This window comes from Bacillus sp. FDAARGOS_235 (assembly GCF_002073415.2).
Classification (GTDB): domain Bacteria; phylum Bacillota; class Bacilli; order Bacillales; family Bacillaceae_G; genus Bacillus_A; species Bacillus_A toyonensis.
In genome coordinates, this window is record NZ_CP020434.2 from 173,891 (window position 1) to 196,615 (window position 22,725).

The window sequence follows — 22,725 nt, forward strand, 5'->3', positions numbered from 1 at the left end:
CAATGCAGCAACAATACGATGAAATTTCTGAATTATACGACATTATTATCCCAGAACCTGATGGTATTTTTGATTTTTACAGTGGTTTGGTAAAAGCAAATGATGAAGTTTTAGATTTGGGGTGCGGTACTGGTAGATTATCTTTTATTCTTGCTGAAAAAGGCGCGAATGTAACTAGTGTTGATATATCAGCAGGAATGATTGAAAAAGCCAGTAAGAAGTTAGATGAGATGCCAAATATTAAGGATAAAATAGAATTTAAGGTTTCTTCTGCTACAGATTTTAAGTCTGAAAGAAAATTTGATTTTATATTTATGTCTGGTGGTGTATTTGAATATTTACTTACATCGTCACAACAAAAATTAGCTCTTAGGAACATTAAATTACTATTAAAAGAAGACGGGATTTTTGTTTTCGATATTATTACACCTCCAACTATTCTTCCTTATTCTAAGAGAGTGAGTGATGGAGGAAATAGTCCTATTAAAGGGGAGAATTTTAAAAAATATAAAATTAAATCATGGGATGTCGTAAAAGCAGATCATTATAAGCAAATAGTTGAAACCACTTGTTATTTTGAGGTTTATGACATAACAGATAATTTTTTAAGTGAAAAAAATTTTAGATTTCTTGCAAAATATACTTTACCATCCGAAATGCAGTATCTCTTAGAAATAGAAGGATTCAGTATAAAAAATTTTTATGGTGATTACAATAAAAATCCTTTTGGGAGGAATAGTGAATTTATGGTGTACGAATGTAGGAAGCAAGGGGGAAATTTTAATGATATACAGTGTGAATAGACGCTCTTAAAAAGTATATTTTTCTAGTGAAAATAAAATGTATCCAGTTAGTATACTCCAGAGTAAATAATTTTTAATTAAAATAATAGGTAAATGATTTACCTATTCAATAAAGGTGATGCTGAATGAAGGATATTGTAAAAAAACATTTAGTTATAGCGCCACACCATGACGATGAAGTCATTGGCTGTGGTGGAACAATTGCTCAAGCTATTAGTAAGGGTGAACATATAAAAGTAATAATAATTACAAAAGGAGATTTATCTGGAGGAGTAGGAGATTTAAATGAAATTATTTCAAATAGAGAGAACGAGTGTATAAATGCTTGTAATACATTAGGGATAGAAAAAGGAGATATTAAATTTTTAAAGAAACCAGACAGATCACTTGTGTATTCTTTAGATTTTGTGGAAGAAATTATTCATGAAATCTCAAAATATAAGCCTAATTTTATTTATTTCCCCCATGATATGGAAAGTGATAGGGATCATCGAATAGTAAATGAAGTTGTATCAGAAGCAATATTCCTGTGTCAATCGGGGTTCTTAAAAGAGAATTTTGCTCCGATGTGTTTACAGTATGAAGTATGGACTCCCATGAAAAACTATCAGGTTGTAAAAGATATTACCAGGTTTATTGAACTGAAAAAAGCATCAATTAAAAAATATGAATCCCAACTTAAAACATTAAATTTGGTTGATGGAGTTTTGGGGCTGAATGCTTATAGGGGTATGCAGGCAGGAGTGCAATTTGCAGAAGTTTTTAGGGTGGTAAGTAAGTAGTAAAAAGGAGAGAGAAGATGGATATCATTGAAATTGAAAATGTATCAAAAACTTTTGAAAGAGTAAAAATTGAAGAAGGATTAATAAACTCTTTCAAGAGTTTATTTAAAAGAGAAAAGGTCACGGTTACTGCTTTAAGTGATGTGTCATTCAAAATAAAAGAAGGTAAAATAATAGGGCTTATTGGCGCGAATGGTGCTGGTAAGTCTACCCTAATGAAAGCCATGGTTGGGTTAATTAAACCAACTTCCGGGAGAATCTTGATAAATGGATTTAACCCTCATGATAAGAAGAAAGATTTTTTAAAGTCTATTGGCGTTGTTTTAGGACAAAAAAATCAGCTATGGTGGGATCTTTCCCCTTACGAAACATTTTTATTACATAAAGAAATATATGAGCTGTCTGATACAGAGTTCAGAAAGAATGTAGATGAATTAGCTAAAAATCTCGGGGTATCAGAAATTCTTAAATCGCCAGTAAGGAATCTATCGTTAGGAGAGAGAATGAAATGTGAGTTGATTGCTTCAATATTACACTCACCTAAAATATTATTTTTAGATGAACCGACTATTGGATTGGATTTTCTTGCTCAAAAGAATATCAGGAATTTCCTCAAAAATTATTGCAAAGAAAGAAATACAACAGTTGTAATAACTAGCCATTATTTCCCGGATATATATGAGCTATGTGAAGAATTAATAATATTGAAGAATGGAGAAGTTGTTTTTAATAACAATTTCAAAAAAATAAAAGAAGAAATTAAGAGTTATAAATATATATATCTTAGCTTTGAAAATGAAATAAATTCTCAAGATCTTAAGAAATATGGAGAAGTTAAAGAGTCGGATAAATTTAGTGTAACAATAAAAGTTCAAGATAAGTTAGTGAACGAGACCATATCTAGCATATTAAAAGAATTCAATGTTATTGACTACAATTTGACTGAAATGTCATCACAAGACCTCATTGAAGATATTTATTCAATGGAATCGACTGGAGTGAAAATAACAGTATGAAGAAGTATTTAAAACCAATGATGCTTTCATTTCAAGCAGTTTTTCAGTATCGCATGAATGTTGTATTATATATGATTTTTGGTTTAATACCGCTTGTGGCTTTAATACTATTGTGGCATTCTCTCTTTGAAACACAAAGCAATATTCAGGGTTATACTCTTGAAATGATGATTACTTATGTAATAATTGCTAAGTTAATTGAACTTTTACTAATTCCTGAAATGCACTGGTCGATAAATGAGGAAATACAATCCGGTGAATTATCAAAATATCTTATAAAACCATTTTCATATTTTGGATACTGGTTTAGCCATAATTTAGGTAACAAAATTATTCATTTACTGATGTCAGTGATACCGATAATACCGATAATATTCCTGAACAGGGATTATTTCCTTTTGCCTACTTTAAAATATACTTTCCTGTTCATTCTTTCAATAGTAGGAGCATCAATACTATATTATATGGTTTATTATTTGATATCACTCTTCTCATTTTACTTTGTAGAGATATCATCCTTTTTCTTTACTGTAGATATAGTATTAGAATTATTATCTGGATCGCTTATTCCGCTTGAATTTTTACCAGCTCCATTAAATACAATAACTCGTTTTTTACCTTTTTCATACTTAATTCACTTTCCGGTAAATGTATATTTAGGAAAGTTAAGTGGCACTGAAATTGTAAATGGATTAATTTCACAAGTGATATGGTCTTTAGTTTTCTATGTCCTTATTAGAATACTTTGGAAGAAGGGGTTAAATAAATATGAATCTGTTGGTGCATAAATATGATTAGATATTTAAAAATGTTAAAAGCAATTCTTAAAATTAATTTAAGTAATATTATGATGTATAGAGTTAACTTTTTTTTAAATATATTAGATAGCGTTGTTTGGTTCATTGTTACTTTAGTATTTTTTAATAGTATATTTGATAGTTTTGGTAATATTAATGGTTGGAATACAAATGATATTTATTTGTTAATTGGAACAAGTGAGTTGATAAAATCTTTGATGTTTACTCTTTTTATTAATAATCTACCGTATATACCGAGTTTAGTTAACCAAGGAAGTTTAGATCAGATATTGTTTAAACCTATTAATAGTCAGTTTCTAGTTTCATTAAGAAAGCTTGATTTAGGCAACTTAGGGAACTGTTTACCAGCCGTATTGTTAATTAGTTATGCATTATTACAAAAGGGAGAGAGTGTTAGTATTGTAAATGGATTTTCTTTCTTGGGTCTATTGTTTTTAGGGATTATACTCTCGTATTCTCTGTGGTTTATTTTAATGACTTTATCTATATGGTTAACCAAGGTTGAAGGTATGCATGAGTTATTTCTTGGTACTATGACATTACTTAGATACCCATCTTCCTTATATAAAGGAATAAGTCGATTTGTTTTTTTATTTGTTTTTCCTATTGTTATTGTTAGTAATATTCCAACTTATGCTTTAATTGGTCGATTAGAACTAAACGATGTATTCGTTTTATTGGGTTATTCTATTGGATTTTTTATTATTTCAATTTATTTTTGGAAGTTTGCCTTAAGATATTATAACAGTGCAAGTAGTTAAGGGGAGAATAAAATGTACTCTAATGATAAAGCAATAGTTGTTTTTAGTGGTGGACAAGATAGCACAACATGTTTATTTTGGGCAATGCAACAATTTGCAGAGGTGGAAGCTGTAACATTTAACTACAATCAACGTCATAAGTTAGAAATTGATTGTGCAGCGAAAATTGCGAACGAGCTTCGCATTAAACATAAAGTGATAGATATGAGCTTACTAAATCAGCTAGCCCCAAATGCGTTAACCAGAATAGATATGGAGATTACACATGAAGAAGGGGAATTACCATCGACATTTGTAGATGGGCGGAATTTACTATTCTTATCATTTGCTGCTGTATTAGCAAAACAAGTTGGAGCACGTCATATTGTAACGGGTGTATGTGAAACTGATTTTAGTGGTTATCCAGATTGCCGTGACGTGTTTGTGAAATCGTTAAACGTTACATTAAATTTATCTATGGATTATCCATTTGTCATCCATACACCACTTATGTGGATTGATAAAGCAGACACATGGAAATTATCTGATGAACTTGGCGCATTCGAGTTTGTTAGAGAAAAAACATTAACATGTTATAACGGAATCATTGGTGATGGTTGCGGTGAATGTCCAGCATGTCAACTTCGTAAAGTAGGATTAGATACGTACCTACAAGAACGCAAAGGGGAGAATGAATAATGGAAAATTTTTTCGGGTTTCACATTGTAGAAAATTTACAAAAAATGGACAAGGATATTCAGCTTGAGCAATTAAAATACCATAATAAAAGAGTAATGGTTAGCAAGGAATTTACATTTGATGCAGCACACCATTTGCACTGTTATGAAGGGAAATGCAAAAATTTACATGGTCATACATACAAAGTTGTATTTGGTATTAGTGGATATGTAAATGACATTGGACTTGTAATTGACTTTGGAGATATAAAAGAAATTTGGAAAAACGAAATAGAGATTTATTTGGATCATCGCTATTTAAATGAGACATTACCAGTGATGAATACGACTGCGGAAAATATGGTTGTCTGGATTTATGAAAAGATGGTAGAAGCATTAATAAAAGGGAATCGAGCAGAAGAATATAAAGGAGCTCGTGTCGAATTCGTACGTCTCTTTGAAACACCAACGAGTTATGCAGAAGTAAGACGGGAGTGGATACTTGATGAGTAGGATTCCTGTGTTGGAGATATTTGGCCCAACCATTCAAGGAGAAGGAATGGTTATCGGACAAAAAACGATGTTCATTCGCACAGCAGGTTGTGACTATAGCTGCTCTTGGTGCGATTCAGCCTTTACATGGGATGGCTCAGCAAAAGAACAAGTTAGACAAATGGCACCAGAAGAAATTTGGAATGAACTTGTTGGAATTGGTGGAGAAAATTTTTCTCACGTTACAATTTCAGGTGGAAATCCCGTTTTGCTGAAAAATATTCAGTTTCTTCTTACTGTATTAAAAGAGAATGGAATTCGTACAGCGATTGAGACGCAAGGGAGTAAGTGGCAAGAATGGTTGCTTCAAATTGAAGAAGTGACAATTTCGCCAAAACCACCAAGTTCGAAGATGAAAACAGATTTTACAATGCTAGATTCTGTTATCCATAAATTAGAAAGAAAAAATTTTAGTTTAAAAGTAGTTGTATTTGAAGATTACGATTTTGAATATGCAGTAAAGGTGCACAAGCGATATCCGCAAGTACCATTTTTCTTACAAGTTGGGAACGATGATACGAAAACGGTGGATGATGCAGCGCTTATTAAAAACTTATTACAGAAATATGAACGGTTGATTGAAAAAGTTGTACAGTGTAAAGAAATGAATGATGCAAAAGTATTACCTCAACTTCATGCTTTAGTATGGGGAAATAAACGAGGCGTATAAATAAGGGCATTTTATGAATAAATTAATAAGGTGGAGATAATATATGAGCTTAAAAACAATCCAAAGTGTAGAGATAGATACTGACAAAATTGAAGTAGCAGTAAAAATGATTCTTGAAGCAATTGGAGAAGATATTAATAGGGAGGGTATTTTGGAAACCCCAAAGCGAGTAGCAAAAATGTATAAGGAAGTTTTTCAAGGTTTAGGTCAAAACCCTTCTGAACATTTGTTAAAAATATTTAATGAAAATCATGAAGAATTGGTATTAGTTAAAGAAATTCCGTTCTATTCTATGTGTGAACATCATTTGGTACCTTTTTTTGGAATAGCTCACATAGGTTATATTCCTAATAATGGAAAAGTAACTGGGTTAAGCAAATTAGCTAGAGCTTTAGAAACCATATGCAAAAGACCACAGTTACAGGAAAGAATAACCAATGAATTAGCAAATGTAATTTTTGAAACTTTAGAGCCAAAAGGTGTAATTGTAGTAATTGAAGCTGAGCATATGTGTATGACAATGAGAGGTGTGAAAAAACCTGGTTCAATGACTATAACTTCATCATATAAAGGAATATTTAAAGATAATAGTACACTTCGAAGTGAAACCTTAAATTTGATAGAGAGATAGAATTATATTATTGATTGAAGTCTATGCAGTATAAATATTTAAAACAATTCAAACGGACAAGGTAAGGTGAAACGGGATATTTGTTTAACCTTGCCCTATTTCAATTTTATTATATGTTAATTACACATTAAAATTCATCATCACCAATTAAGTTACCTACATCATTATCCTTTGTAAGTCTTTGCTTCAAGTAATTTTCTTTTGTAGTTCTATCATTTTTATGCCCAACTGCAGCCGCTATGACATGAGGTGCTAGCCCCTTATAATCATATAAGTACTGTACATAAAAATGTCTAAAGAAGTGAGGGGTAATTCGTATATTCTCTGTAAAAGGTAACTTGGTGTCCTTTATAATTTTAGAAATATATTGTGACAAATAATTCTCTCTATAAGCAGTATGGTTCTTTGTTTGAAATATAGTCCCACCATTTTTATTCCCAATGTTTACAGGTAACCTTCTCCGGATTCGAAATGCAACAATACGGTTAAAAATGTCCTTATTAATAGAAACAATCCGTTCATTATCTCCCTTTGTATCAACTGTTAAATAGTAACGTCCACGTATAGCGTCATACTCAAGATCTTCCCATTTGGCATGAGCGACTTCTGCAACACGTAATCCGGTAGTAGCCAGGACCGATAATAAAGCGTAATTGATTTCATTGTCCTTATAGTAATGTAGCAGATGCTTCACTTCCTCATATGATAACTCGCGTTTGGGTTTATGTTGTTTATTAACGGTCGTACTTAGAATCTCTATATGAAGAGGTTCCCGGATATATTGAATTTCATACAACCATTTCAAGTAAGAGCGGATTACACCAAGTTTTCTACTAATCGTAGATGCTTTGTACTTTTCTTTTGATTGATAGGAGAATGCCTCCTGGGATAACCACTTTTGGTAGTTTCTGATATGTCGTTTTCTTAAATTCCTCCAAACTTGGCCAATTACATAATCTTTAACATCTTGCTGCAGAAATTCTGTACTTTGTTTGATAAAAAAATAGAACTGGCTTAGATCACGTGCATATAGAGTCCTGGATGCATCCTTTATACGTTTTTCTTGGTCAAAATGTGTTTGCCGATTTAAGTAGTAGTACAAAATTTCTTCATCTGAAAATCCCTCATATGTATATGAATCTTCTCTTTCGTTATTTTCCTTTTTAAATTCAGCTTCATTTATATAATCACGATTCCATAATGCAATTATGTTTGCGAAATTTTGTTTTTGTTTCTCTATATTTTCTAAAGAATTTCCACTATGAATTGTAATTAATTCAAATTTCATTGTTATTCAACTCCTTATTAATTTCTTTTGTATTTACTATTATACCTGAATTACATTCAAAATTATTTACATAGCAAAATTAAACTTTATAAAAATGAAAGTGTCATATAACCATAGAAAAACGCCCATTTTCTATGGTTATTATAAGTTTATTTTTATTAGTTCTTATTCATTTGTTTTATACCATAGTAAAAATGAATTTAATTATAAATTATATAACATTATTAGATATTACTTTAAATAATTATCTTTTTATTTATGTTATAATAAATTTAAATTTTCTATTTTATAAATTATAATTCACATAATAATATTATTTCTTATATATATAAATGGAAGTTTAGGAGGAACATAAATGCTTAGTACATATGAAATAAATATGACCACGAATGAAGTAAAAGAGTACTTAGATATTAGTCACTTCACATTTAATAATTTGATGAAACAGGGGCAACTAAATCCAATTAATAAGGATACATGGCGTTTAGATGGAAGTTTTTTATTTAAAAGAGAAGGGGTAGAGAAGTTAAAAGAAGAACTTGAGATAGAAGGAATTACTCTATATCAAGCAAGTAAAGCGAATCATATCAGTATGTATCAAATCGAAAAATGGATAGAAGAAGGAGAGTTAACTTGTACTATACAGGAGCATCGTAATCGTAAAACAAAATTTGTAAAAGAAGATGATATCCGTGAATTAGTACAACAAATAGAGCAAAAAAATACGATCTATACATACTCACAAAAGCATAATGTAGTATTCTTACAAAGGTTTATGAAAGGGAATACGTTAGCACGTATTATTTCGATTCCAAAACGTGGAGATATCATACTTCGTGATGAATTTGGGAATGACATGACGTTAGGGGATGCAATAAAAGTAGGATATGAGCCTGCCTATGTTTTATCTGATCAACCGCGAAGTCATCATCAAAGATTTGTGAAATTTCGATTTCCTAAATCTGATCAATTACGAAGTGATATTTTTCGATTTATCGATCTTATATTACAGTATGTGTCACCAAGAAACTTAAAAATATCAATAGAAGATGAATTTTGGTATTTTGATATTCGTCAATCTCTAGTATCTTTACCATCTGGAATGCAGACCGAATGGCTGGATAGTTTAGCACCCTATATAATAGAAGGAAAACTGATACAACGTGTTAATCATAGTGTATATTTAGATAGTAATACCGTAACAAAGCCGGTAACTCTCACACGTAACGAGTATAAATCTATAACAAAAATTGTAGAAGAAACAAACAGTTCCATCGAAGAATTTATTAAAGATGCAATTCGGGATAAAATTAATCAACACTTACTTAATCAAAAATAAAAAGGTTCCATTTGAACAAATTTTTCTTTTCTATGCGGATCACGCACCCTTTCTAGAGTAATCGTATCAGTATTTCCAAGGTTTATAGATTCATTGTAATTATCCTGAAGTTTTTGCACCAGAGCCAATCTTTTTATGAATTAAGAGGATTTATTTGTGAAAATATAAACTTTTCACAGGAGATTTTGATCTTGTAACTCAGTAACAAGGGCGCCACCTTGATAGGGAAACATTAGCATGTTGAAGGATTCTTCCCTTATAATCGCCACTCTGATGAAAAGGAACCGTTTATTTTAGTGCTTCCAGATGGGACAGAGATTGATGCAAAGGTATGCCAGTCAGGTGGAAAAGGGGTTATGTCTAATCCAAATCAATTATTAGGATATTGGATTCTTCGAACTATTCTACAAATTCCTATTGGTCAGCCAGTCACATACGGGAATCTAGATCACGTGGGGATAGATTCAGTACTAATCACTAAAGTAGGGGATTACCGTTTTAAGATTAACTTTGCAAGTAAAGGCTCATATACAGAATTCGAGGAAAAATATAAAAATTAGGGAGAATTCATTATGTCTATGAAAGTAAACAAACTTCGACAAACAACCGATAATGAGGGCAACAATATTTATAAATACACAAATCCTTTCTACTTTGCTAATTATGGAACACTTAAATATGAATATACAATTGCTAGTTATGCCTTTGCTTATGCGATGAGTTTTTCTGAAGAAGGACACCATAGAAGGACACGTTCTGGCGGAAGTAATAATAGGCGGAATGTTGAAGTGTTCTGTGATACCTTTTTAGGGAAATTAGGAGAATTTGCAGTTTATCAATACTTCAGACAACATGGAATTACAATTGATTATCCAGATGTTAGCATCATGGGTGTAGGTCTATGGGATAGTTATGATTTTGTTTATAAACGTAGAAAAATTGGAGTAAAAACAACAAAGAGTTTTGGTAATTTAATACTTCTTGAAACAAAAGATTGGAATCAAAATGCACAATATATTCCTAACCTAAATAGGGGCAGTGCAGACTATGACGATATGTTATTTGTGCGGGTTACTACTGACATAGTGGCTAACCTAAAATCACAAAAACTTTATTATCAAGATAATATTGACAAAAATGTTTTACAACAGGAGTTTAACAAAGGGAGATATCAGTATGATGTTTCTCATGTGCCAATTGATTTAATAAAACTGGCCATACAAAATAAATTAATTATTAATAAAAGTGATTATTTACAATCAAAAGAAACAAAAATGGATGCCCAGAATTATTACATTCAATCAAATGATATGTATGCTATTCAAGGATATATTAATTATCTAAAATCAATCCAGTAATTAGGGGCAGCCAAAATTGAACATATGTGATACAATAAAAAATATATCATGGATACGAGAACATATATTCTATTTTTGTGGGATGCCATATACAGTAGCATCTTTATTTGCCGGTATAGGTGGAATAGACAAAGGGTTTGAACAAGCAGGAAATGCAGTAAGTGTCCCTGTCATTAAAAGACTTGCTACAAATATGATAGCAGCACTTGATAGTGTATATGAAAGTACTGCAGTCAAAACAAGTAAAAAGAGATCCTTTGGGATCTCTTTTTACTTGTTTTGGGCGTCTTTTATAAACTCGGCTACCTCTTCTACAATCCTTTCCAAGTCATCTTTTACTTCATGTTCCCAAATTCGTTTTATATTCCAATTATTCTTTTTATAGTATTCATCAACTTCCTTGTCCCGCTCAATATTCCGCCCAAGTTTCTTAGACCAGTAATCAGTATTGCTCTTAGGCATATTCCCGTGGAAAGGACACTGATGCCAAAAACACGAGTCAATAAATATCACAACTCTATATTTTTTTATAGAAATGTCTGGTTTCCCAAATAATTCTTTTGAATTTCTTCTGAAGCGAAAACCATTCTTCCACAATTCTTTCGAAACAATGCTTTCCAGTTTGGATATTGATTTTATAGCCTGCATGTTTTTTCTTCTTTGTTCTTTTGTCATCATATCTGTCATATTAATGAACCTCCATTCGTAATTAATTATTACCTGTAAAAAATCTTTTACAAACTAAAATAATTTAGGAAGGTGTATTTTTGTAAAAGTCACATGAGCGATAATTCTAATAAAACACATAAAAAAAGAGACGCCTGAAAAATCAGGCGTCTCTTGTCATTTTTTTGTAAACAACCAAAAGTGAAGTGTAACAGGAGTATCTAGATAAGAACTTACTCAAAAGGATAAATACTCAATCCTTAGTTCTGCCCCAAAATATTGATGGATAAAATTATCTACATCTAATAATGGCCTCACTATTTCATAAACATGCCATCTTGTAAAAAAGTTGATCAGAAAGTTATTATCCAAGGGTAATCTATTTTCAATGTGTCAAATGTACTATATATAGTATCGGAAAAAGAATAAGTGTGGAAAATGATAAATTTTTTGTCAAATAATGTGATAAAATTACTAGCATAAGATAATGAACTATTTTGGGTTATGAAAGTGGTGAATGGAATGACCATTAAGAATTTAAAAGTTCTTAGTAGAAGGGGCCCCATAGATATACCTGATTGGATCAATTTTGCATTCGAATTAGGCGCTTATATAAACGACCATGGAATTAAGTATAAAAAGTCTATTAACCTTATACTATCTCTTCCCAGTGAACAGTTCTTTTCATTATTAATTGCAATGGGAATAGTAGACAAAACGTTTTCTAAAAATAAACAAATGCGGTCTATAAGAAAAACAGTAATTAATTTAGAAAAGGGCAGCCGAATTATTTATCAGGATGAACAATCTGCGAGAAAAGCATCAGTTATCTCTGTAGAACCTAGCCCTGTTTTTGAAAACGAAATGATACTTAAGATAAAAGACGGAAAGATTGAAAGAGGAATTCCTGAAAGATATTGGATTGATAGAGTTATTCTTTTAGATGAAGAATTTGATGAAATTAAAAGAACACGAAAGGTAAGTAAAAAGCAACAGGTAGGTCTAGATAATAGTCGATTGTTGAGGGTTTTGTATACATCAGACCAATTAAATAAAGTTGAGTTTTATCCAGGAGACTCACTTTATTTGGTTGGAAATGCGGGTCAAATTAATGAATTTATAGGTAATGAAATTTTTATTTATGAGGGTGTAAAGGGAACAATAAAAGACTTCCTTTATTTTGATAACAGCAATAGTTATACAAATGGGAAATTCTTTTCATCTCAGATGAAAAGAATTGACGTAGAAATTAATGATGAAGTTCCAGTTATTTATTCGGATTTATTTAGTTTTATTAAACAAGACAAGCAATTCACTAAAAACCCTAAAATTATTTTATCAAGCAGAACTGACAACGAAAATCGACTGCATGAGGTGAAGGAAGAATTAAGAAGAGAATTATTGCAGGGTGACCAAAAAATAGTTACTGAAGAAGTTGTCGACTATTTAAATTCCAATGAGGTTCAAATACCAATTGGAATTGAGTTCCTTGCCTGGAGGTAATGGTGATGAACTTTAATAATTTATTAGACTTATATAGTTTGGGTGATAAGACTGTTTTATTTAAGCATGTGGAAAGTAATGAATTATTGCTATTTGCTAACAGCATTGAAAAGTTTAGATTAGAGATTCAAAATAGATATGAGAATGACGATCATCTGTTAGAAGTTCTAAACCTGCTAAAGAAAGTGTTTTTTAAGTTAGCAAGTAGTTTACTTCCTTATAATGCAGTAATTAACAAGGATATTGAAGACCAGATCCTTTCAAACTTTATTCAGATTAAAAAGAGTTATCCTGAATTATTCACAAATGTTGTATTACAAATGGCAAAATCATTTAAGCAAGTGATAGAAGGTACAAATAATAATTTGTATGATTACCTATGCAATTATATTAATAGCAGGGCGGTAGCAGGTTTAAAAATAGCAATTGTTACAAAAAGGGCAATAACAATTGAGGAAAGATTTTTAATCATAGATGGGTTGAAATCATTCTTAAAGGAAAGTTTTTTTACTGAGAACAGTTTTAGGAAAGATATTGAAACCTTTGATGAAGTTGTTTTTGTAGGTAATGCCACTTATTTTGGCGAGTATGTTAAAAATACTTTTAAAGGTAAGACTGTTGCTTTTATATCCTATGATATTTTTACCAATTCCATAAGCCCTAACAAGATATTTGAGGATATAGACAAGAAAGGTGTGTATAGCACAATATTTGATAATATTTCCTTTGGAGAGCCCGTACAAAAGAAAAGTAATATTACTTTAGAACAAGCAGAGTTGGTAAATACAGCAGTAAGTAAGTTCCTAGAGGAACAGAAAAATGCATTAGAGGTAAACTCCCAGGATGGTGTTGAAGCGAGCATAGTTTATCTGGAGAATGGTCGTTTCTTATTTGCACCAAAAGATTCAAAAATCCGAGTTTTTTCCCCTAATGAAAAAAGTAATTTTATCAAACAACTTAATTTTAAGGATATAGAAGAAGATGACTTTATTGTAATGAGAAATGATAGAGATACCAAATTAATTGCGGAAGTTGCTGATCATGATGTTCTAAAGAAAAACGCTGAGAAATATCGCCTTCTTCAAAATGAGTGGAAGAATAAATTACGCTTTAATGTAAAGAAAAGAGGAATTAGAAAAGTAAGTGAAATATTGATTAACAAATATAATATTAACACTGCTTCTATGGCATCATTAAGGTCATGGTGTAATGAAGATTCAATTTGCCCAACTGAACTTCCGAAAATACTGAAGGCATTAAAGTATGATGATGAAATAATAAAAGAAATATATAATACTATGAAGATTATCCAACTTGCCCATAGACAAGCAGGAAGAATTATTTCTGAAAAATTAATGAGCGAACTTTCAAATGATATCTTAAAAGAATTACAAGAAAAAGGCTTCTACACGTTTATGTCAAAAGAGTTTAATGGGGCTTCTTTTAATATTGAAAGAATTGTATCAATAGATCGTTCAAGACATTTAATAGCACCATACAACCTTATGAAGCCAATGAATATAGATTAGTAGGGAAGGGATAATTGCTATGGCTATCTCATTAGATAAATCACTTAATAATCGTCAAAAAGTAATGAATAATGTCAAAGAAGAAATAATTGGTCCCGGTCAAATTAGGGACCATTATATAAAATTTAATCATATCGGTACTACAACATTTGAATCAAGAGATGAATTGTACAAACCTTATTATTGGGAAGTTGGTGGAATTAAAGAGGAGATTCTCCAAAGAGAAACACCAACTCAAAGATATGTAAGTGGCCATTTGTTTCCATTAGGTACAAGTGAAAATGGTGAAGTTTCCCTTGAAACCCCAATTGGTGAAGAACCTAATGAAGTACTTGAAGACGATAAAATAGATAAATTGTTTGAGCGTAAAGAAGGTATAGAAACGACTGAGGACGATGGTGAAGTAGAATTATTTCCGCAAAAAAATGACTTTATGCCTTCAACTATGGGGTTAACATTTTGTGTTAATAAAGATCTTCCTGAATTAAAAGTTAGAATAGAAGGCGGAACATATACTCCGCACAATGTAAAAGTTAAGGGTGAAAGTAACAGTGTACAATGGTGGCTGAGGGAAACTATAGAAGGAATATGGAATTTACCTTTAAGCGAACTTATTAGCCAAGGACAAATGGAAAAACAAGTTGAAATGAAAAATAAAAAAGACGAGAAAATCTCCCATTATCATATTCAATTTCAGGCTCGTCTTCGTGAAGTAAAGGATAAGTATATTATCACCATAAGTGTAACAAACCGTTCTTCGGTTCCGAAGTTTAATAGACAACAATTAATATTGTTTCAAGCAATCATGACTATAAGTACACCAGTTAAGTACTCTTTTTCTGTTTACCCAAAACAGTATGAAATGAAAAAGTTGATGAGTGATGAAGAGGCTTCAACTGAACTTCTTTATCGAAACGAAGGAGTATATGCATTTGGTCATGGATGCGCTGCAGACTGGGAGCAAAATTCAAAGAACGTCCAGCAATTATCTACAACTTTTATGCCGGAGTATGAAGCGCTAAGTATGACTCCAAACGTCTTCGTTAATCAAGATGGGAAAAAGGTTGAACTAGAAATTAAAATGAGTGATCTTGCCGGTCTTTCTAGTAATGAATCCCCTGAAAAAATACTAAATCCTTTAATTGAAGGTTATAGGGAATGGATAGAAAATAAATCAACAGAGGGTGATAATGTCCCAGTATTGTTGCAACCGGTTGCCGGAAAGCATTTAGAACTTTGTAAAGAAAGCCTAGATAGAATGGAAAAGGGTCTTAAATTGCTTAAGGATCCACAAATTTTAGAAGCATTTCGTTTAGCGAATACGGCAATACTCCTTCAACAAGTTAATGGTAAAGATAGACGTTTTGGGCGTATCGAGGATAAACAAATTATTTTTAATAAACCTTTTAAAGAAAGTGTTAATGATGAAACTAAACTTAAGAATGCTAGTAATACTTGGAGGGCATTCCAAATTGCTTTTATATTAATGTCTATTGAGTCATTAGTCTACGAAAAGTGCGATTCAAGAGAAATTGTTGATTTAATTTGGTTCCCTACAGGGGGAGGTAAAACGGAGGCATATTTAGGTGTTGCAGCCTTTCAAATGATACTAAGACGTCTAAAAAATCCATTGGATGCTGGTGTTGACGTTATGATGAGGTACACACTAAGACTTTTAACTGCTGACCAATTCCAACGATCTTCAAGGCTTATTTGTGCTATAGAGTATCTAAGAAGCAGAAACAGTAAAAAATTAGGTGATACACCGTTTTCTATAGGAATTTGGGTGGGCTCAAACACGACGCCTAATAGTAACAAGTCTGCAAAGACTTCTCTAAATAAACTTCAGAAAAACGAAAAAAATGCACAGCAATTTATTGTTAATAGTTGTTCATGGTGTGGAGCAAATTTAGGTTACTACGATGAAAAAGGCAGCAAGAAAAAGTACTACTTCGGGTACAAAATTAACAATGATAAGTTAGTTGTCCATTGTCCAGATAAAAATTGTCATTTCCACGATGAATTGCCTATTTATATTGTTGATGAAACTATATATGAGAAACGCCCAACTTTCTTAATTGGAACAGTTGACAAGTTTGTACAATTAGTATGGCAGCCCAAGGCAAGAGCGCTATTTGGTATCGACTCAAACGGAGAAAGGTTTATTAGTCCTCCATCATTAATAGTGCAAGATGAGTTACATTTAATTTCTGGGCCATTAGGAACATTAACAGGGCTATTTGAGACCTTAATTGAAGAATTATGTTTAAAGAATGTAGACGGAAAAGTAATCAAACCAAAAATTATTGCAGCAACTGCAACAATTAAACAATTTGAAGAACAAGCCCTTGCTTTATTCGGAAGAGAAAATTCAAGATTATTTCCAAGTCCGGGACTTGAAAATGAAGATTCCTTTTTTGCAACTCCAGCAATAAATAAGGAAACAGGCAAGCCGATGCCGGGACGGAAATATGTAGGAGTTTATACTACAACTGTTCGTATTATGATGTCACAGGTTATGGCGTTTTCATCTATTCTTCAATCTACTGCTGAAATTAATGAGCAGGAAAAAGACCCTTACTGGACCTTACTTACGTTCTATAATACGTTACGGGAATTAGGCGGTGGTCTGACATTAACTCAAACAGACATACCTCAATATTCAAGTTCAATGGCGATGAGAAAGGGACTTCAAAAGGATATAAGGTATATAAATAATATTCTTGAATTAACATCTAGAAAGCAAAGCCATGAAATCTCCAAAACTATTGATGATTTGAAAATAGAATATAGACCTAATAAAGATAAAAAAGATTTAAATTCAACAATTGATTTATGTCTGGCATCTAACATTATTGAGGTTGGAGTAGATATTGATCGTTTATCGGTAATGGCCATAGTAGGGCAACCAAAAATGACAGCGCAATATATTCAGGTCAGTGGTCGTGTTGGACGTCGCTGGCAGGAAAGACCGGGACTAATATTCACCTTATATTCAAACACAAAATCAAGAGACAAATCCCATTTTGAACATTTTAGAGAATACCATCAAAAATTATATGCTCAGGTAGAACCTACAAGTGTTACGCCTTTTTCTGATTCATGTTTAGATAGAGGTTTGCATGCACTTGTTGTTGGTTTTTTGCGCCAAGCATTAAATGATGATATTGCTAGAACTCCGGATTGGAAAGAAATCCAGAAGAATCTAAATAAAAAAATAGTCCCTTTTTATAATCGCTTAATAGAAAGAGCGACACTTGTTGATCCAGAACAAGTTGAAGAATTGAAAAGCAGGTTTATGGAGATATTGAAACGACTAGAAAAAGGAAATTATACTGCATGGAGAGTAGACCCTAAGGTAAATGGTTATATGTATTCGGCAGGTACTACGATTCCCCATACATTAAAAGTAAATGCCGAGTCGATGATTAATTCAATGAGAAATGTAGATTCAGAATGTAGAGGGCTTATTGCGACAATATATAACTCTAATAATAATGAGAATAATGAAAGTGGTTGGGAGGCTTTGTTTTCATGAAAGATTTACCTTTAAGAAGAGGGCAACTTGTTACAACATTTGGTCCCGGTGCTCTTGTTATTAGTCCTGAAGGGGAATCAGCAATGATTGGTGCCCTTGATAAATGGTATCATGACAAAAATGAATATCGTATTGAAACATTTGATGAATATGAAATACAAGAACCTAGATTAAGATCATTATTAAAGGTAAAACAATTACTGATGCCTCCAGATTTTAGACCGAGTTATCAATACAAAAATGCAGGAGGTGCGATAACTCAAACAAATACGGATTTGTATATCCCGTTGTTACGTTTTCCTACTTGGCACTATTGTCCAAAATGCAAAACATTACATCAAACTTCTATGTCATCAAGAACAAGTTGGTTAGATTGTAAAGAATGTAAAAAGCAAATGAAGATGATTCAAGTCCCATTTGTAATGGTCTGTAGTCAAGGTCACATATCTGATTTTCCATGGAGAGAATGGGTTCATGGTGACGAAAATACCGCTTGTGACGGGCAAATAAAACTTCTTTCAACAGGAGGGGCAACTCTCGATTCTCTCAAAGTTAAGTGTACTTGTAATAAAGAACGACCACTTAGAGGAATAATGTCCAGAAAAACTACTTCCGATTTGGATGAGGATCGAGTAAGTGAATTAAGTAAAATGCTAAATAAAAATGAAAAAAAGTTATACCAATGTCCTGGTCATAGACCATGGTTTGGTTCTGAAAATGATAAGGAAAGTTGCTCTTCTTATCCAATAGCAGTATTAAAAAATTCTATAAATGTGTATTACCCTAATACGATAAGTGCAATTCATTTACCGGGGGAAAATCCTGAAGCGGAAAAACTTATAGATATGTTTGAAAAAAATGGGGTTACCTCATCTTGGCTAGAAATGGCTGATAATATGGATGGGAAAATTAAGACAGTGAAAAAATTATGCCCGCCTGAAATACAAGAATATAATCAATCAGATATTGAACTTGCTATTTTGTACATCGAGGGAGGGATAGAGGAAGAGCAAACTCCTGAAAGAGTGAGTACTAGGAATGCAGAAAAGGAATTAAGGAAAAAGGAATTTGAAACACTAACACAAGAAATTGATACAAAAAACCTAAAGGTAAAAAAAGAATGGATTTGCGATGAAGTAAATGAAGAAGATACAACTACTTTCTTTAGCATGATAAATAGAGTAACTAAATTAAAAGAGACAATTGCTTTAACCGGATTTAATAGACTATCAACCAATGATGAAGAGGTTGCAAAGAACCAAATTACTAAAGGTAAACATTTATTATTTAAAGACCCAAATTTACCGGAAAATAATTGGTTACCGGCTTATAAGGTATATGGAGAAGGTATTTTCTTTACTATTAATTTTGAAAAATTGCAGTTATGGGAACAAAGAGGCGATGTTCAACATTATTTCAATAAGTTGCTTACTCGTGCTGAGAATAGAGGAACAAATGTTGATGAGGATATTTTAAAGCCAAGGAATGTTCTTCTTCATACACTGTCACACATTATTATTGATGAGTTGGCTTTAACATGTGGCTATAATTCCACTTCTATTCGTGAACGGCTATATCTAAATGAAGAGCAATGCGGGATATTAATCTATACGTCTTCGGGTGATATAGATGGTACGTTTGGAGGTCTTGTAAGAATGGGGAGACAAGAAAATTTCTTCCCGGTGGTCTATAAAGCAATTGATAAAGTACGCTGGTGCAGTTCTGACCCTGTTTGTTCGGAAATTGGAAAATCTTCAGGTCAAGGTGTTAATAACCTTAATGGTGCTGCATGCCATAGTTGTTCGTATCTGCCTGAAACCTCATGTGAATTAGGAAATCTCTTTTTAGATAGAACATTACTCATTGATCCGAAATTAGGGTTCTTCAATAATTAACTTTTGTATCTAAATATTGGGCCAAAAATAAATGCTGGCTCATATTTTATTGAAAAGGGGAATCCATTATGCGAGAAGAAGAGTTTGCTAAATTTCTTATCAATGACAATCAAATAAACAGCAAAGATAAGGCGGTTAGATCGAGAATTAGTAAAGGAAGACTTGTAGAAGATAGGTTCAATGTTAATCTAGACCAGATAGTAAAAGACGATAAAAAGGTTTATAATTTGCTGAATCGGATTAAGGAAGAACTTAGTGATAGTAATGGGCTATTCAAAATTCAGTAAGAAAATATTATATATTTGTAAATAAAACTGCATTTCCAATCTTATCAAGGTATGAGAAAACTAACTTAAGATAGACTGTTCGTAAAACGCTAAAATCAATTGATTTTAGCGTTTTTCTCTATAGAAAGATATCATGAATGGTCCTGACTGCTATGGCATAGCGAGTTATACTTAAAGTGAGAAATAAAAACTGTGAGGTAATGATTCCGTGAGAAAATTAATTTTTTCTCAAAAATTTAAAAATCGCTATAATTCTATTTTATTTTATTATTAAGTTAAAATATTAATAGTTTAGGAAGCACACATACATAAATGGCATTACACGATTTTGTAAAAATAGATAAATCTAGATTTGAAGATGCTGTAAAAGCATATTTTCTTTGGAAAGAGTTAAATGTTCTTATCAAAAACAGTCACAATAGAGGAATTAATTTTCCTGAAACTATTTCAGAGACACTTTTATGTGCAGCAATGGGTTTTGTTTGTTTGAACTTATAAACTTAAATAACTTTATTGTTATTTTGTAGCTATCTCTATAAGTTTTAAAATAATTAGTTTACATAACCTTTATTATAAGTATTAGTAAAAAACGAGTGGAATAAATCTCAAAATAAAAAGAATACTTATATCATTGAAACGGAAAGAGCAATTTAGAAGTTATATTTTGAAATCTGTATTAAAATCACATTTAGTGGAATGCTCAACTAAACCAAGTACAATAAAAAAAGATTAAAGGAAAAACTCTATTGCGACATCACAACAAATAAGTTTTATGAAAAACAAAACCTATTTAATCCTAAGGGGTTAAAGTTAACCGTTTGGTTTTAAAATGTTATATACTGGCTATCTCTTAGAAACAACCATGTAATCGATATTAATATATAGTCGAATGTATATGGAATTATAAGATATTCATACTTACGAAAGGGAAGTGAATGATGAATTTATAAAGAGGAACAAACAAACACTTCAAAACTTCGCACGAAATACCAATTTTACGAACAATAATAGGGTTAAATAAAACTCTAATACAGTATTTAGGGGGGGTTGAGCTCAATTGTATTAATCTTAGCGTATTGATATGTACCTATAAAATTCATACTTTATATAGAAATTATTAAATACTGAGTTACTCGTTAATAATGTTTATAGTATATTACATTTTAATTTATAAAATCTTTTCTTATGTTGATCTAATAAAATCCTCATAATCATGATTAGAATAATCAATTCATATTTGATAACGACTTTTAAACAGTTTCCACATATTGATTTTTGTATGAAGAACCCTTTATTTTATCTACATTCACATGTAATTTTTATTTATCAATTGGTTATCTATAATTTTCAATAGAATGATTACACTATCCTTATTCAATTTCGGGTACATTCTAGTAACCATAATTTAATTATGTAAATAAGTATGTGTAAAAATTGAATTTAACGCGAACTTGTGTTCGAGTATTTTTTCTGTTATAGTGTATATGAGGTGATTTTTATGGATTACAGCAAGCAACGTCAAAAATCCGTACATCGTAAAAAATTATACGAGAATTTAAATGAAATGCCCTTTTACATAGAAGAATTTGTGGAGTACAAAGAATTGCATGATGCCTCTCCCTCCACCCTACTGAATTATGTATATGATTTTAGAGTCTTCTTTAACTGGCTATTATCTGAACAAATTATTGAATTAAAGCCCATTAAAGACATATCCTTCTCTGATTTGGAGAATTTAAAGAAAAAAGATGTTGAGAACTTTATGAGGTTTCTAAAACTACAACAAAATATGCAGAATTCCTCCGTTAACAGAAAAATTTCAGCCTTAAAGTCTTTATTCAAGTACCTTACCTCCCTATCAGAAAATGATGAAGGAGAATGTTATTTTTATAGAAATGTAATGGCCAAAATTGAAATACATAAAGATAAAGAAACATTAAATGCCCGTGCAAAACGTATGAGATCTAAAATATTTCATAATGATGATGATCAAGAATTTTTGAATTACGTGACGTACGAACATGAGAAATCGTTAACAAAACACCAACTTTTCTATTTTCTAAGAGACAAAGATCGTGATGTAGCTATTCTTTCCCTATTTCTTGGTAGTGGTATTCGTGTAAGTGAATTGGCCGATCTTCGTATGGAAGATATAAACTTAAAAGAAAGATTAATTGATGTAATCCGAAAAGGAAACAAAGAAGATTCGGTATGGATTACACCAATTGCATTGAACGACCTTGAAAAGTATATGGAAATTAGAGATAACAAATACGCTCCAGGGAAAGAATTAAAAAATGTGTTTTTATCGAAGTATAAACATACTGCACAGCCTCTTTCGGTTAGAGCTATCCAGGATATAGTAGAAAAATATACGAAGGCCTATGGCAAAAAAATGTCTCCTCATAAATTAAGACACACACTGGCGAATAAGCTATACATGAAGGAAAAAGACTCGTTACAAGTCATGCAACAACTTGGGCATACCAGTCAAGATACAGCCTTGTTATACACTCAACTTGGAGAAACAACTATCAAAGATAGTTTGGGGCGAATTGGAAAAAATAAAGAATAAAAGTTCAGCGACACATCTATTGCTGAACTTTTATTCTTTTCTCATCATCTTTGATTTT

Annotated in this window: 21 protein-coding genes; 19 read left to right on the forward strand and 2 right to left on the reverse strand. The window is 31.7% G+C overall.

The window, feature by feature from the left end; translation table 11 throughout:
- The first annotated feature begins 2 nt into the window (after window positions 1–2).
- From A6J74_RS00870 to folE, 9 genes are all read left to right on the forward strand, one after another.
- The gene (locus A6J74_RS00870) at window positions 3–803 is read left to right on the forward strand and encodes a class I SAM-dependent methyltransferase (RefSeq protein WP_001187390.1); all 801 of its coding nucleotides are present in this window, start codon (window positions 3–5) and stop codon (window positions 801–803) included.
- 125 nt (window positions 804–928) lie between these two features.
- Window positions 929–1,585, forward strand: a complete 657-nt coding sequence (locus A6J74_RS00875; protein ID WP_000652093.1) for a PIG-L deacetylase family protein — start codon at window positions 929–931, stop codon at window positions 1,583–1,585.
- Window positions 1,586–1,602: 17 nt separating this feature from the next.
- On the forward strand, window positions 1,603–2,601 hold the full coding sequence (locus A6J74_RS00880) for an ABC transporter ATP-binding protein (RefSeq protein ID WP_000351265.1): 999 nt from the start codon (window positions 1,603–1,605) through the stop codon (window positions 2,599–2,601).
- Window positions 2,598–3,389 (forward strand): ABC transporter permease, encoded by a 792-nt coding sequence (locus A6J74_RS00885; protein WP_000760371.1) that lies wholly within the window; start codon window positions 2,598–2,600, stop codon window positions 3,387–3,389. Before A6J74_RS00880 ends, A6J74_RS00885 begins: the two co-directional genes overlap by 4 nt.
- A 2-nt stretch (window positions 3,390–3,391) precedes the next feature.
- Complete coding sequence (locus tag A6J74_RS00890; RefSeq protein ID WP_000621952.1) at window positions 3,392–4,180, forward strand: ABC transporter permease; 789 nt, start codon at window positions 3,392–3,394, stop codon at window positions 4,178–4,180.
- Between the two features lie 12 nt (window positions 4,181–4,192).
- On the forward strand, window positions 4,193–4,858 hold the full coding sequence (gene queC, locus A6J74_RS00895) for a 7-cyano-7-deazaguanine synthase QueC (RefSeq protein ID WP_000287174.1): 666 nt from the start codon (window positions 4,193–4,195) through the stop codon (window positions 4,856–4,858).
- The gene (gene queD / locus A6J74_RS00900; RefSeq protein ID WP_000426938.1) at window positions 4,858–5,349 is read left to right on the forward strand and encodes a 6-carboxytetrahydropterin synthase QueD; all 492 of its coding nucleotides are present in this window, start codon (window positions 4,858–4,860) and stop codon (window positions 5,347–5,349) included. Before queC ends, queD begins: the two co-directional genes overlap by 1 nt.
- Complete coding sequence (queE, locus tag A6J74_RS00905; RefSeq protein WP_000086945.1) at window positions 5,342–6,058, forward strand: 7-carboxy-7-deazaguanine synthase QueE; 717 nt, start codon at window positions 5,342–5,344, stop codon at window positions 6,056–6,058. Before queD ends, queE begins: the two co-directional genes overlap by 8 nt.
- A gap of 43 nt (window positions 6,059–6,101) precedes the next feature.
- Window positions 6,102–6,689, forward strand: a complete 588-nt coding sequence (folE, locus tag A6J74_RS00910) for a GTP cyclohydrolase I FolE (RefSeq protein WP_000054142.1) — start codon at window positions 6,102–6,104, stop codon at window positions 6,687–6,689.
- A gap of 127 nt (window positions 6,690–6,816) precedes the next feature.
- Here folE and A6J74_RS00915 read toward each other — a convergent pair whose 3' ends face one another.
- Window positions 6,817–7,977 (reverse strand): tyrosine-type recombinase/integrase, encoded by a 1,161-nt coding sequence (locus tag A6J74_RS00915; protein ID WP_000667335.1) that lies wholly within the window; start codon window positions 7,975–7,977, stop codon window positions 6,817–6,819.
- A gap of 355 nt (window positions 7,978–8,332) precedes the next feature.
- On the opposite strand from A6J74_RS00915, the gene A6J74_RS00925 reads away from it, so the two are divergent.
- The 3 genes from A6J74_RS00925 (at window position 8,333) to A6J74_RS00935 (ending at window position 10,674) form a co-directional block, all read left to right on the forward strand.
- Window positions 8,333–9,316: a DNA-binding protein gene (locus A6J74_RS00925; RefSeq protein ID WP_080609181.1), complete on the forward strand. Its 984-nt coding sequence runs from the start codon at window positions 8,333–8,335 to the stop codon at window positions 9,314–9,316.
- Between the two features lie 356 nt (window positions 9,317–9,672).
- The gene (locus tag A6J74_RS30255; protein ID WP_255410427.1) at window positions 9,673–9,876 is read left to right on the forward strand and encodes a hypothetical protein; all 204 of its coding nucleotides are present in this window, start codon (window positions 9,673–9,675) and stop codon (window positions 9,874–9,876) included.
- Between the two features lie 12 nt (window positions 9,877–9,888).
- The gene (locus tag A6J74_RS00935; protein ID WP_080609183.1) at window positions 9,889–10,674 is read left to right on the forward strand and encodes a hypothetical protein; all 786 of its coding nucleotides are present in this window, start codon (window positions 9,889–9,891) and stop codon (window positions 10,672–10,674) included.
- Window positions 10,675–10,944: 270 nt separating this feature from the next.
- On the opposite strand, the gene A6J74_RS00940 is transcribed toward A6J74_RS00935, so the two are convergent.
- Window positions 10,945–11,361, reverse strand: a complete 417-nt coding sequence (locus A6J74_RS00940) for a very short patch repair endonuclease (protein WP_080609185.1) — start codon at window positions 11,359–11,361, stop codon at window positions 10,945–10,947.
- 501 nt (window positions 11,362–11,862) lie between these two features.
- Between A6J74_RS00940 and A6J74_RS00945 the strand changes: the two genes are divergently transcribed.
- From A6J74_RS00945 to xerS, 7 genes are all read left to right on the forward strand, one after another.
- Complete coding sequence (locus tag A6J74_RS00945; protein WP_080609188.1) at window positions 11,863–12,843, forward strand: hypothetical protein; 981 nt, start codon at window positions 11,863–11,865, stop codon at window positions 12,841–12,843.
- A 5-nt stretch (window positions 12,844–12,848) separates the two neighbouring features.
- Window positions 12,849–14,372 (forward strand): hypothetical protein, encoded by a 1,524-nt coding sequence (locus A6J74_RS00950; RefSeq protein ID WP_080609190.1) that lies wholly within the window; start codon window positions 12,849–12,851, stop codon window positions 14,370–14,372.
- A 19-nt stretch (window positions 14,373–14,391) separates the two neighbouring features.
- Window positions 14,392–17,910, forward strand: coding sequence for a helicase-related protein (locus tag A6J74_RS00955; protein WP_080609192.1), 3,519 nt, complete (start codon window positions 14,392–14,394; stop codon window positions 17,908–17,910).
- Complete coding sequence (gene drmB / locus A6J74_RS00960; protein ID WP_080609194.1) at window positions 17,907–19,805, forward strand: DUF1998 domain-containing protein; 1,899 nt, start codon at window positions 17,907–17,909, stop codon at window positions 19,803–19,805. The genes A6J74_RS00955 and drmB overlap by 4 nt, the downstream gene beginning before the upstream one ends.
- Before the next feature lie 68 nt (window positions 19,806–19,873).
- The gene (locus A6J74_RS00965; protein ID WP_080609196.1) at window positions 19,874–20,092 is read left to right on the forward strand and encodes a hypothetical protein; all 219 of its coding nucleotides are present in this window, start codon (window positions 19,874–19,876) and stop codon (window positions 20,090–20,092) included.
- 312 nt (window positions 20,093–20,404) lie between these two features.
- Window positions 20,405–20,590, forward strand: coding sequence for a Bsp6I family type II restriction endonuclease (locus A6J74_RS00970; protein ID WP_080609198.1), 186 nt, complete (start codon window positions 20,405–20,407; stop codon window positions 20,588–20,590).
- Between the two features lie 1,000 nt (window positions 20,591–21,590).
- The gene (gene xerS / locus A6J74_RS00975; protein WP_080609202.1) at window positions 21,591–22,667 is read left to right on the forward strand and encodes a tyrosine recombinase XerS; all 1,077 of its coding nucleotides are present in this window, start codon (window positions 21,591–21,593) and stop codon (window positions 22,665–22,667) included.
- The last annotated feature ends 58 nt before the right edge of the window (window positions 22,668–22,725 follow it).

Bases quoted from the DNA above. Each gene is read 5' to 3' on its own strand.
- A6J74_RS00870 (WP_001187390.1), top strand. From the start codon at position 3: ATGCAGCAACAATACGATGAAATTTCTGAATTATACGACATTATTATC.
- A6J74_RS00875 (WP_000652093.1), top strand. From the start codon at position 929: ATGAAGGATATTGTAAAAAAACATTTAGTTATAGCGCCACACCATGAC.
- A6J74_RS00880 (WP_000351265.1), top strand. From the start codon at position 1,603: ATGGATATCATTGAAATTGAAAATGTATCAAAAACTTTTGAAAGAGTA.
- A6J74_RS00885 (WP_000760371.1), top strand. From the start codon at position 2,598: ATGAAGAAGTATTTAAAACCAATGATGCTTTCATTTCAAGCAGTTTTT.
- A6J74_RS00890 (WP_000621952.1), top strand. From the start codon at position 3,392: ATGATTAGATATTTAAAAATGTTAAAAGCAATTCTTAAAATTAATTTA.
- queC (WP_000287174.1), top strand. From the start codon at position 4,193: ATGTACTCTAATGATAAAGCAATAGTTGTTTTTAGTGGTGGACAAGAT.
- queD (WP_000426938.1), top strand. From the start codon at position 4,858: ATGGAAAATTTTTTCGGGTTTCACATTGTAGAAAATTTACAAAAAATG.
- queE (WP_000086945.1), top strand. From the start codon at position 5,342: ATGAGTAGGATTCCTGTGTTGGAGATATTTGGCCCAACCATTCAAGGA.
- folE (WP_000054142.1), top strand. From the start codon at position 6,102: ATGAGCTTAAAAACAATCCAAAGTGTAGAGATAGATACTGACAAAATT.
- A6J74_RS00915 (WP_000667335.1), bottom strand. From the start codon at position 7,977: ATGAAATTTGAATTAATTACAATTCATAGTGGAAATTCTTTAGAAAAT.
- A6J74_RS00925 (WP_080609181.1), top strand. From the start codon at position 8,333: ATGCTTAGTACATATGAAATAAATATGACCACGAATGAAGTAAAAGAG.
- A6J74_RS30255 (WP_255410427.1), top strand. From the start codon at position 9,673: ATGTCTAATCCAAATCAATTATTAGGATATTGGATTCTTCGAACTATT.
- A6J74_RS00935 (WP_080609183.1), top strand. From the start codon at position 9,889: ATGTCTATGAAAGTAAACAAACTTCGACAAACAACCGATAATGAGGGC.
- A6J74_RS00940 (WP_080609185.1), bottom strand. From the start codon at position 11,361: ATGACAGATATGATGACAAAAGAACAAAGAAGAAAAAACATGCAGGCT.
- A6J74_RS00945 (WP_080609188.1), top strand. From the start codon at position 11,863: ATGACCATTAAGAATTTAAAAGTTCTTAGTAGAAGGGGCCCCATAGAT.
- A6J74_RS00950 (WP_080609190.1), top strand. From the start codon at position 12,849: ATGAACTTTAATAATTTATTAGACTTATATAGTTTGGGTGATAAGACT.
- A6J74_RS00955 (WP_080609192.1), top strand. From the start codon at position 14,392: ATGGCTATCTCATTAGATAAATCACTTAATAATCGTCAAAAAGTAATG.
- drmB (WP_080609194.1), top strand. From the start codon at position 17,907: ATGAAAGATTTACCTTTAAGAAGAGGGCAACTTGTTACAACATTTGGT.
- A6J74_RS00965 (WP_080609196.1), top strand. From the start codon at position 19,874: ATGCGAGAAGAAGAGTTTGCTAAATTTCTTATCAATGACAATCAAATA.
- A6J74_RS00970 (WP_080609198.1), top strand. From the start codon at position 20,405: ATGGCATTACACGATTTTGTAAAAATAGATAAATCTAGATTTGAAGAT.
- xerS (WP_080609202.1), top strand. From the start codon at position 21,591: ATGGATTACAGCAAGCAACGTCAAAAATCCGTACATCGTAAAAAATTA.